The organism is Campylobacter sp. BCW_6871 (assembly GCF_001762325.1).
Classification (GTDB): Bacteria; Campylobacterota; Campylobacteria; order Campylobacterales; family Campylobacteraceae; genus Campylobacter_D; species Campylobacter_D jejuni.
In genome coordinates this window covers 121,338-131,854 of sequence record NZ_MJWQ01000018.1, presented here as the reverse complement: position 1 = coordinate 131,854, position 10,517 = coordinate 121,338, and the positions used below count along the sequence as shown (strand labels likewise).

Here is a 10,517-nt window from a genome sequence, read left to right as displayed (position 1 = left end):
ATGGATTGGAATAAAACTTATGCAGCAATTTATAGAGCAAGAAAAGACTATTTAAAGCCTATTTTTGAAATTGATCCTATCACTTTAAAAGATTTAGTAGGTATGGAAAGTCAAAAAAAAGCACTTTATGAAAATACTTTAAATTTCATTCAAGATAAGGGAGCAAATCACGCACTTTTATGGGGATCTAAGGGCACTGGAAAATCAAGTTTAATTAAAGCTATATTTAATGAATTTAAAGAACAGGGCTTAAGACTTGTCGAATTAAATAAAGAAGATTTATTTGCCTTAGCAGATATCATCGATGAAATCAGATTGGAAAATTTTAAATTTATACTTTTTTGTGATGATTTTTCTTTTGAGAAGGGAGATGATAGTTATAAATTTTTAAAACCTTTACTTGAGGGAAGCATAGAAAAAGCCCCAAATAATATAATTATTTATGCGAGTTCAAATCGTAGGCATTTATTAAGTGAAAGCATTGCTGATAATCTTGATACGCAAATTGCACATACAGAATTTCATTTAAGCGATGCTGCCGAAGAAAGATTAAGCTTGAGTGATAGATTTGGTTTGTGGTTAAGTTTTTATCAGGGAAATTTAGAAGAGTATTTAAAGATGATAGATTTTTATTTTAAAGATTATTCTTGTGATAAAGAGCCTTTACACGCTAAAGCTAAAGAATTTGCTACTCTAAGAGCAAGTAGAAGTGGTCGTACTGCAAAGCAATTTTATTTGGCTTTTAAGGAGAATTTTAAATGACTGGAGCACAAATTTTTACCAAGCTTTTAAATTTGGATTTAAATTATCATGATTTTGATTGGCTTGAAAATCAAGGATTGAGTGAATTTGAGCTTTTAATTTCTGTGATTTTAACTCAAAATACAAATTGGAAAAATGTCTTAAAAGCTTTAGAAAATTTAAAAAAAGAAAATGTTGCAAGCTTAGAACAAATCAATACTTTATCCAATTTAGAACTTGCAACTTTAATTAAGCCTAGCGGATTTTATAATACCAAAGCCAAGCGTTTAAAAGGCTTGGTAGAAAGTATCATAAACACTTATGAAAATTTAGAAAATTTTAAAACAAATGTAAGCAGAGAATGGCTTTTAAATATCAAAGGTTTAGGTTTTGAAAGTGTTGATGGTATTTTAAACTATCTTTGCAAAAGAGAGATTTTGGTTGTAGATAGTTATAGCTTGCGTTTGGCTTTTTACTTAGGCTATGAGTTTGAAAATTATGAAGAATTAAGAGAATTTTTTCAAAGTGGCATAGAGAGTGAGCAAGAAAATTTGTGTAAAATTTTAAGAAAAAAATGCGAACTTTACGAACTTTATCAAATTTTTCATGCTTTGATTGTAGCTTTTGCAAAACAGAGTTTTAAAGGACAAAAATTAAACTCTAAGGGTGAAGAATGGATCAAAATTTTAAAGGAAGATTTATGAAAGCAAAAGGAAGCGAACTTATACCTGTTTTGACTATAGCAGGAAGTGATTGTAGTGGTGGAGCAGGGATACAAGCTGATCTTAAAACCTTTAGCGCATACAATCTTTTTGGTATGAGTGTGGTTTTAAGTGTGGTAGCTGAAAACACCGCAAGGGTGATTTCTGTACACGATATACCTGCTCAAAGCGTGGATGAACAAATGCTTGCCGTGTTTGAAGATATAGTGCCAAAGGCAACTAAAATCGGAATGATAGGTTCTTGTGAGTTAATGAGCTGTGTAGCTAAAAATTTAAGCGAGTTTAAACCTCAAAACATAGTGATCGATCCTGTAATGTTTGCTAAAAATGGTTATGCTTTAATGCCGCAAGAAAATTGTGATTTTTTCAAACAAACCATAGTAAAATTTGCAGACATTCTTACGCCTAATATTCCTGAAGCAGAGTTTTTATGCGGTTTTAAGATCGCTGATGAAGAACAGATGATAAAAGCAGCTAAGCATTTATGTAGCTTGGGGGCTAAGGCAGTTTTACTTAAAGGTGGGCATAGTGAAGAAAATGCCAATGATGTGCTTTATGATGGAAAAGAAATTTATATTTTAAAAGGCGAACGCATAGAAACTAAAAATACTCATGGTACAGGTTGTACACTTTCTTCGGCTATTGCTAGTAATTTAGCTAAAGGCAAGGATTTATTTCATGCCGTTAGTGAATCTAAAGAATATGTAAGAAATGCGATTTATTATTCGCTCAATCTTGGAAAAGGTTGTGGTCCTACAAATCATTTTTTCAAGTTTTTAGATGAAAAATAAATTAGATCTTAGTCTTTATTTGGTTGCTACTAAGGGAAATAAAAGCGAGGAGTGTTTTTTAAATACTTTAGAAAATGCTATAAAAGGCGGAGTAAGTATCATACAACTTCGCGAAAAAGAGCTTAATGTAAGAGAATTTTATAAACTAGGTTTAAAGGTACAAAAACTTTGCAAGGCTTATAAAATACCTTTTTTGATTAACGATAGAGTAGATATAGCTTTAGCTTTAGATGCTGATGGGGTGCATTTAGGGCAGGAAGACTTAGAAGTAAAACTAGCTAGAAAGCTTTTAGGAGATGAAAAAATCATAGGCTTAAGCCTTAAAAAGCTAGAACAACTTGAGTTTATACAAGGAGTAAATTATCTAGGTTGCGGAGCTATCAAGGCAACGCCTACTAAAGAAAGTTCGCTTTTAAGCCTTGAGCTTTTAAGCCAAATTTGTGATAAAAGTCCTATAGGGGTTGTAGCTATAGGAGGGGTTGATAAAGCAGTGCTTGATGAGTTAAAGGGTATAAATTTAAGCGGCGTGGCTGTGGTTAGGGCGATCATGGATGCTAAAGATGCTTTTTTGGCAGCTAAAGAGCTAAAGCGTAAAATCTATGAAAATTTACCTCTTAAATGAAACTCCTTTTAAAGGGGTGGAAAATCTTATTTTAAATGAGATTATTTTTTACGATTTTAGTGTGGATTTAAGTTTATATGATGCTTTAATCTGTACTTCAAAAAATGCTTTAAAAGCTTTACAACATGCAAAAATCACTTTAAATTTTAAACTCAATTTATACGCTGTAGGACAAAGTACAGCTCAATACGCTAAAAATTTAGGTTTTAAAAAGATTAAAATTCCATCAAAGGCTTATGGAAAAGATCTTTTTCTTGAATTTAAAGAGGAATTAAAAACGCAAAAATGTTTGTATTTAAGGGCTAAAAATATTGTTTCAACTTTAAATTTGGATCTTAAAAATGTAGGTGTGGATTTAGATGAAGTGATTGTTTATGAAAATGTTTTTAAAAAAGGTGACAAAAAACTTACTCATCCTGCTATTTTTATATTTACCTCTCCTTTAAGTGTAGAAAATTTTTTAAAATTTTATAGCTTAAAAGAAGAAGATAAGGTTGTAGTTATAGGACAAAGCACAGCAAAGAAGCTTTTAAATTTTAAAAATCTTTATATATGCGAAAATCAAAGTCTTTTAGAGTGTGTTAAGCTTGCTAAGACTTTGGTTTAATTTTTTAAATTCCAAAAATTTTCTTTGGGATAAATGATAATGCTTTTTGTGAGTAAAATTTCATCATTGACATTTTTATCACGATTTAAAGCAATGCTAATGTGGGCTATAATAACACCATCTTTGTTTAAATTTGCATCGGGATTAAAGTTGGAAAATTTAAAATTAACACATTGTGCAATAGGATAAAAATATTTTATTTTAATCAAAGCTTTTGCGTAATTAAAATATATATTATCTAAACATTCTTTATTTTCTTGCTTTGCTTGATATAAAAAATATTTAGAAAATTGTGTTGCATTGTGACTTAAAATTTGAGCTTGAAGGTAGTAATAACTATCTTGGATTATTTTTGGAGTGTAGCTAGATATGTTTAAGGTCAAGCTCATCCATAGACTTATTAGTAGTATTAAAAAAATTGTCCAAATTAAAACATAAGCTTTTTTCATAGTAAAATTCTTTTTTCAAGGCAATATTTTGTTTGTCTTTTTAGGCAAATTTTTAATTTATTGTTTTGCAGGTTAAATGAGCTTATGTTTTTAGAAATTAATCCTTGTTGGTTTAATTGTTCATTAAATTTTGGCTTTATTTCATATATAAGTTCTTCATTTTGCAATTTGATAACTAATTGAGCTTGCAAAGGAATAAAACTACCTGTAAAATTTGTAGATATACCATTTTCTAAGATGGATATTTTTTCAATCTTATTAATTTTATAAGCATAGCTAATATGCTCATTGTCATTATATAAATCTTTTCTATTTTGGAGTTGTGTTTTAAAATCAGAATGAGGTGAATAAAGTGTATGATTATTTTCTAAAATAAGAGCAGAATTAATAAGATAAAGTTTATTATCTTTTAGGCTAATTAACTCATCTTTTAAAAGACATTTTAATGTATTTTGTGAAAATGTAATATTAATACAATTTTGTATTAATTTTTCTATTTTAAGCAAGTTTAAATGTGCTTGAGTGATAAGATTGTTTGTATGTAAAGCAGTGAAATTTAAATGATAAAAATCCATTAAAGGTTTTGAAAGTAAGCTAGTTATAAAAGTAAAAAGTATTAGTGATATTATAAGTTCAAAAAGTGTAAAAGCTTTGCTCATTCTTTAAAATAAACGCTATAATTTTGATCTTGAAAGTATAATTTTTGAAATTGAAATATACCATCATTAACAAACTGTTCTTGTAAAACTATAGGTTTTAAGGCTGAAGTTTGAAGTATGATGGTTTTAAAAATGGGCTTTTCATATAATTCTTCTTGAAGTTTATAGAGTCTTTCAAAAATATTTAAATTTTCATAGTTTTTGTAAAGTTGAGTATAGTAATAAAAAATGCCAATGAAAATTAAAGATATGATCGTTATAGCACTAATACTTTCTATAAGTATGAAAGCCTTTTTCATTTAGCGCTGCTAGCATTTATGGCTTCAAAAAAACTTCCGCGAATTCCTTTTTGTTCGAGTATTTTTATGCCTTTTATTGTAACTCCGCCAGGGGAGCAAATATTTTCTTTGATAATAGCTGGATGTTCATATTCTAGTAAAGCACTAGAGCTTTTAAATAAAGAGCGCGTAAGATTGAGACTAAGTTCTTTTGACAAACCTTCATAAACTCCAGCATTAGCAATACTTTCTGCTATAAGTGCTAAAAAAGCAGGAGCGCAGCCGCTAATCGCCATAGCTGCATTCATTTGTATTTCATTATCTAATTTATAAGCCGAGCCAAAAGTTTTTAAAATGTCTAAAATTTCATTTTCAAAATGAGAGTTTTTAAGTATATATGGTGTAGTTGAAGCCTTATATTTGGCTGCTGTATTAGGCATTATTCTAACATAATTTTGAGCTTTGATGGTTTGTAGTTTTTCAAAATCAACATTGGCTAAAACAGAGATTAAGATACGTGCTTGTCCTTTTAGCATTTGAGCAATATTTTCTAAAGCATAGGGTTTAAATGCTAAAATAACATCTTTACCTTCTATGTTAAAATCTTTGTAAAGTAAGGTTTTAAAGCCTTCTTTGGTGAGGGCTTGAAGTTTTTCTATACTTCTTCCTACTATACAAATTTCATAATCATCTTTTAATCCATAGGCTAAGGCTGTTGCCATAGCTCCATTTGCAAGTATATAGAGCATTATTTTTTAATATAATTAGCAATTTGATCAGCTTGAAAAAAGTCCGGATAATTAACTGTATCTAGTATCACTTGTACCATAGTATTATTATCAAGATTAATGACTACTGGAGCTAGAAAATTCACTGTCGATTCTTCAATGCTTTTTGCTATGGCTACTATATTAAAAATTTTCATATTAGATTCAGGTGTTAAAGAAAGAAGCTCTTGATAATAAGTTGGTATATCAAATTCATAATCAGGTCTAATCAAATAAGGATTAATTAAAACAAAAGAAAAGTCTTTACCATCAAGACTTTTAAGTCTTACAAATACTTCATCGATAGTTGAAAATTCCATATTTTTGGTTTCTTCAAAACCTAAGATAGGGCATTTAACAGCTAGGGTCATGTTTTCTCCTCAAGTTATAATGTTTAATATTTTAACATAAAATAAGCAATAATCATTCCAAAATTTTAAATTATTTAATTAATTTTATTATAATTTTAGAAGAACATAATTATAAAATCGTTAAAATATAGATTTTTGAGAATATAAATCAAGGTGAGGTATGAAAAAAGGTATTTTTTTATTGGTTTTTTTAAGTGTTTTTTTTAATGCGTGTAGTACAAAAAATGATGAAGGTTTATACAATCTTAGTGCTAGTGAGTGGTATAAGCAAATTATTAAAGATTTACAGGACAAGGATTTGGAAAAAGCCGATGATCATTATAATGGTATGGCAAGTGAGCACGTTGCCGATCCTTTATTGGAAACTACTTTAATTATTTTAGCACAAGCTCATATGGATGAAGAGGAATATAAGTTAGCTGAATTTTATTTAGATGAATATAATAAAAAATTTGGAAATTCACGCAATGCTGATTATATTCGCTATCTTAAAATTAAAGCAAAATTTGATGCATTTGCAGTGCCAAATCGTAATCAGGCTTTAATGCTTGAAAGCCAAAAAGAAATAGATACTTTTTTGAAAGATTATCCTTATACAGAATATGAACCTTTGGTTCAGACAATGCTTACAAAATTTAATTTAGCGGTTTTTTATCTTAATAGTACTATAGAAAATCTATACCAGCGCATAGGACATGATGAAAGTGCACAAATTTATAAACAAAGACTTCAAGAAAGTGAATTTTATCAGCAAAGTATTATCAAACCTGAGCTTCCTTGGTATAGAAGTATATTTGAAAGATTTTAATAAACAAGGAAAATAAATGCAGATTGAAGAGATACAAAATTATCCAGCAAATTTACCAGTATTGGTTGAAGATGAATTATTTTTATATCCTTTTATGATAACTCCTATTTTTATTAACGATTCATCCAATATGAAAGCTTTAGATCTTGCGATTAAAAATGATAGTATGCTTTTTGTTGCGCCTTCAAGGTTGGAAAATGGAAGAAATTTTGATGAAATTTATAATTGTGGAGTGATTGGGACTATCATGCGAAAAGTTCCTTTACCTGATGGAAGGGTGAAAATACTTTTTCAAGGATATGCTAAGGGTAAAATTATAGAGCAAATTTCTAATAAACCTTTAGAAGCCAAGATAGAACTTATAAAAGAAGACTTTTTAGAAGGAACTAAAAAAGAAGCGCTTCTTGAAGTTTTAAAAGAGAAGGTAAAAAATTTGGCAAATATTAGTCATTATTTTTCTCCGGATCTTTTAAGAACAATTGAAGAAGGTTTTGATGCGTCTAGGATTTGTGATTTGATTTTAAATACTGTGCGTATTAAAAAACAAGTTGCTTATGAGTTTTTTGTTTTAACAGATCTTGAGCAAAAATTAGTAAAATTAATAGATTTAATTGCCCAAGAAATAGAAGCCAATAAAATTCAAAAAGAAATTAAAAATAAAGTACATTCTCGTATTGATAAGGTAAATAAAGAATATTTTTTAAAAGAACAATTAAGACAAATTCAAAAAGAGCTTGGTTCTGACACACAAAAAGAAGATGAGGTTAGAGAGTATCAAAAGCGTCTGGAATTAAAGAAGAAATTTATGCACGAAGATGCTTATAAAGAAATCAAAAAACAAATTGAAAAATTCGAACGCATTCATCAAGATAATTCCGAAGCATCGATGATTCAAACTTACATAGAAACAGCATTAGATATTCCTTTTGAAAAAATTTCTAAGAAAAAACTTGATATTAAAGAAGTTTCAAAACAGCTCAACCATGATCATTATGCATTAAATAAACCAAAAGAACGCATAGAAGAATATTTTGCAGTTAGGGAACTTTTAGAAAAAAGAAAAATAGCAGAAAAAGATGGTGCTAAAGTTATACTTTGTCTTTATGGACCTCCTGGCGTGGGTAAAACTTCACTGGCAAATTCTGTTTCAAAAGCTTTAAAAAGAGAGCTTATTCGCATAGCCTTAGGCGGACTTGAAGATGTTAATGAGCTACGTGGTCATCGTAGAACTTATATAGGCGCTATGCCTGGACGTATTACCCAAGGACTCATAGAGGCAAAACAAATTAATCCTGTAATTGTATTGGATGAAATTGATAAATTAAATCGCAGTTTTAGAGGCGATCCAAGTGCGGTGCTTTTAGAAATTTTAGATCCAGAGCAAAATTCTAAATTTAGGGATTATTATTTAAATTTTAATATTGATTTAAGTAAAGTCATTTTTATAGCAACGGCAAATGATATTAGCAATATTCCTGCACCTTTAAGAGATAGAATGGAATTTATAGAACTTAGCTCTTATACTCCAAGTGAAAAATTTCATATAATGAAAAAATATTTAATTCCAGATGAGCTTAAAAAACATGGCTTAAAATCCAATGAATTATCTATTGATGATGAAACTATAGAGTTAATCATTAGTGATTATACTCGTGAATCAGGAGTCAGAAATTTGCGTCGCAAAGTGGCAGAGTTGTGTCGTAAGAGTGCTAAAAAACTACTTTTAGAAAATATTAAAAAAGTCATTATTAATACAAAAAATTTGAATGAATTTTTAGATAAAAAAGTTTTTGAAATAGAAAAAAATAATGGAGAAAATCAAGTAGGTCAGGTTAATGGTTTGGCTTGGACAAGTGTAGGTGGAGATGTTTTAAAAGTAGAGGCTGTAAAAATTAAAGGTAAAGGAGAATTAACGCTCACGGGAAGTTTGGGTGATGTAATGAAAGAATCAGCTAGAATTGCTTTTAGCATGATAAAAGTTTTAATCGATGAAGGAAAAATAAAAATACCTAAAAAAATAATTATCGATCCTAAAGTTAATGTTTATGATAGTTATAATATTCATATACATGTGCCAGATGGAGCTACTCCAAAAGATGGCCCAAGCGCAGGCATTACGATAAGCATAGCCATTGCTTCTATTTTTAGTGATAAAAAGGTTAAAGCAGATGTTGCAATGACAGGTGAAATAGATTTAAAAGGAAAAGTTTTACCAATAGGCGGATTAAAAGAAAAATTAATTGCAGCTTATAAAGCAGATATAAAAACAGCTTTAATCCCAAGAAAAAATTACGAAAGGGATTTAAAAGATATTCCTAGTGAGGTTAGAGACAATATGGAAATCATTGCTGTTGATACTTTTAGTGATGTTTTAGAATATACTTTGGTTTAATTTTATTTTGAGAATAAATGTATAAGAAAGCAAACTTTTTACAAGTTTGCTTTTAAAAGATTATAGTCCTTCAAAAGGATTATTGATTACTTCTTTTCTATCCACTATATAAGGGATAAGAGCTACATGTCTTGCACGTTTGATTGCAACTTCTACCATTTCTTGGTATTTTTTGCTTGTACCTGTTAAACGGCGTGGCATGATTTTAAATCTTTCAGATAAAGCATGTTTTAACATTGCTGTATCTTTATAATCAATAAATTCAACTTTTGCTTCAGTGTATTTGCAATATTTGCGAGAGTATTTTCTTTTTTCTGCCATAGTTTATCCTTTAAAATGGTAAATTAGTATCATCGCTATCATAAGCATCGATATCAATTTCTTTTAATTTTTCTTCGTGTTGTGGGTTTTGGTTTCTTTGTGGAGCAGGGTTTGCTTTTGCTTTATTAAAATTTTGATTTTCACTCATATAAGGATCATAGCTTTGATTTTCATAGTTTCCACTATAATTGTTGTTTGAAAAGCTATTATTGCCAATTCCACCTTGTTGTGGAGCATTGGAATTGCCAAGCATTTCCATATTTTCAACTTGAATGCTATGCTTAGAGCGATTTTGTCCATTTTGATCACTCCATTGTTCAAATCTCAAACGTCCTTCTATGAGTACTTTTGAACCTTTTGTAAGGTATTGGTTTGCAACTTCTGCGGTGCGACCATAAAAGCTTATATCAATAAAGCAAGTTTCCTCTCTTTTTTCTCCATTTGTGGTAAATCTTCTTGTTACTGCGATAGCAGAAGCCCCAATAGCACTACCGCTTTGTGCATAACGCATTTCTATATCACGTGTAAGATTTCCAACCAAAACAACTTTGTTAAACATCTTTTTCCTTATTGAATTTCAGGAGCATCTAAAGGTTTGATTTCTTTTTTAGATTGCTTAATCCCGTGGCTTAGTTTTTCCCAAGCTGCAATTTCTTTTTTGTTTTCATATTTTACGATTAAAAATCTTATTACTTCTTCAGTGATTCTTAACACCCTTTCAAGCTCAGCGATCAAGTTTGTAGGAGCTTTGAAATAAATCACAAAATAAGTTCCTCTTTCGTATTTTTTGATTTTATACGCTAATTTTCTAGTGCCCATTGGAACAACAGTTTCAATTTCTGCACCATTTTTGGTTAGGACTTCTTTAACGAATTCCAACTTCGCATTCACTTCCTCTTCGGTAAGTGTTGGTTTTAAGATAAATAAAACCTCATAATGTTTCATCTTTTCTCCTTATGGATATTAAAGCCCATTTTCATGAGCAAGGA

At 29.6% G+C, this 10,517-nt stretch carries 15 protein-coding genes; 7 read left to right on the top strand and 8 right to left on the bottom strand.

Features of this window, described 5'->3' with window-relative positions; all coding sequences use genetic code 11:
* Genes AJ930_RS01920 through AJ930_RS01900 form a run of 5 tightly spaced genes read left to right on the top strand, consistent with a single transcriptional unit; the run spans window position 1 to window position 3,483 of the window.
* Complete coding sequence (locus AJ930_RS01920) at window positions 1–762, top strand: ATP-binding protein (RefSeq protein WP_070274753.1); 762 nt, start codon at window positions 1–3, stop codon at window positions 760–762.
* A complete protein-coding gene (locus AJ930_RS01915; RefSeq protein WP_070274752.1) occupies window positions 759–1,445 on the top strand; it encodes an endonuclease III domain-containing protein in 687 nt (228 codons plus the stop codon). Before AJ930_RS01920 ends, AJ930_RS01915 begins: the two co-directional genes overlap by 4 nt.
* Window positions 1,442–2,254 carry a bifunctional hydroxymethylpyrimidine kinase/phosphomethylpyrimidine kinase gene (gene thiD / locus AJ930_RS01910; protein ID WP_070274785.1) on the top strand — a complete coding sequence of 271 codons (813 nt, stop codon included), beginning with the start codon at window positions 1,442–1,444 and terminating at the stop codon, window positions 2,252–2,254. The genes AJ930_RS01915 and thiD overlap by 4 nt, the downstream gene beginning before the upstream one ends.
* Window positions 2,244–2,876: a thiamine phosphate synthase gene (gene thiE, locus AJ930_RS01905; RefSeq protein WP_070274751.1), complete on the top strand. Its 633-nt coding sequence runs from the start codon at window positions 2,244–2,246 to the stop codon at window positions 2,874–2,876. The genes thiD and thiE overlap by 11 nt, the downstream gene beginning before the upstream one ends.
* Window positions 2,854–3,483 (top strand): uroporphyrinogen-III synthase, encoded by a 630-nt coding sequence (locus AJ930_RS01900; protein ID WP_002880802.1) that lies wholly within the window; start codon window positions 2,854–2,856, stop codon window positions 3,481–3,483. Before thiE ends, AJ930_RS01900 begins: the two co-directional genes overlap by 23 nt.
* Here the strand turns inward: AJ930_RS01900 and AJ930_RS01895 are convergent.
* From AJ930_RS01895 to fliW, 5 genes are read right to left on the bottom strand one after another with little or no spacing between them, the layout of a single operon-like run.
* Window positions 3,480–3,932, bottom strand: a complete 453-nt coding sequence (locus tag AJ930_RS01895) for a hypothetical protein (protein WP_002869049.1) — start codon at window positions 3,930–3,932, stop codon at window positions 3,480–3,482. The genes AJ930_RS01900 and AJ930_RS01895 overlap by 4 nt on opposite strands.
* Entirely contained in the window at window positions 3,929–4,591 is a 663-nt protein-coding gene (locus tag AJ930_RS01890; protein ID WP_002866103.1) for a hypothetical protein, read from the bottom strand. The genes AJ930_RS01895 and AJ930_RS01890 overlap by 4 nt, the downstream gene beginning before the upstream one ends.
* Window positions 4,588–4,890: a transformation system protein gene (locus AJ930_RS01885; protein ID WP_002855822.1), complete on the bottom strand. Its 303-nt coding sequence runs from the start codon at window positions 4,888–4,890 to the stop codon at window positions 4,588–4,590. The genes AJ930_RS01890 and AJ930_RS01885 overlap by 4 nt, the downstream gene beginning before the upstream one ends.
* Entirely contained in the window at window positions 4,887–5,618 is a 732-nt protein-coding gene (locus AJ930_RS01880; RefSeq protein ID WP_070210252.1) for a pyrroline-5-carboxylate reductase, read from the bottom strand. The genes AJ930_RS01885 and AJ930_RS01880 overlap by 4 nt, the downstream gene beginning before the upstream one ends.
* Window positions 5,618–6,007, bottom strand: coding sequence for a flagellar assembly protein FliW (gene fliW / locus AJ930_RS01875; protein WP_002852982.1), 390 nt, complete (start codon window positions 6,005–6,007; stop codon window positions 5,618–5,620). Before fliW ends, AJ930_RS01880 begins: the two co-directional genes overlap by 1 nt.
* A 160-nt stretch (window positions 6,008–6,167) precedes the next feature.
* On the opposite strand from fliW, the gene bamD reads away from it, so the two are divergent.
* Together bamD and lon are read left to right on the top strand one after the other, a co-directional pair.
* Entirely contained in the window at window positions 6,168–6,815 is a 648-nt protein-coding gene (gene bamD, locus AJ930_RS01870; RefSeq protein WP_002877748.1) for an outer membrane protein assembly factor BamD, read from the top strand.
* Between the two features lie 16 nt (window positions 6,816–6,831).
* The gene (gene lon, locus AJ930_RS01865) at window positions 6,832–9,207 is read left to right on the top strand and encodes an endopeptidase La (protein WP_002861798.1); all 2,376 of its coding nucleotides are present in this window, start codon (window positions 6,832–6,834) and stop codon (window positions 9,205–9,207) included.
* A gap of 60 nt (window positions 9,208–9,267) precedes the next feature.
* Here lon and rpsR read toward each other — a convergent pair whose 3' ends face one another.
* The 3 genes from rpsR to rpsF are packed head-to-tail and all read right to left on the bottom strand — an operon-like array spanning window position 9,268 to window position 10,473.
* Window positions 9,268–9,528 (bottom strand): 30S ribosomal protein S18, encoded by a 261-nt coding sequence (rpsR, locus tag AJ930_RS01860; protein ID WP_002853032.1) that lies wholly within the window; start codon window positions 9,526–9,528, stop codon window positions 9,268–9,270.
* A 10-nt stretch (window positions 9,529–9,538) separates the two neighbouring features.
* A complete protein-coding gene (locus tag AJ930_RS01855; RefSeq protein WP_070274750.1) occupies window positions 9,539–10,087 on the bottom strand; it encodes a single-stranded DNA-binding protein in 549 nt (182 codons plus the stop codon).
* Between the two features lie 8 nt (window positions 10,088–10,095).
* Window positions 10,096–10,473, bottom strand: a complete 378-nt coding sequence (gene rpsF / locus AJ930_RS01850) for a 30S ribosomal protein S6 (RefSeq protein WP_002812868.1) — start codon at window positions 10,471–10,473, stop codon at window positions 10,096–10,098.
* Window positions 10,474–10,517: the final 44 nt, after the last annotated feature.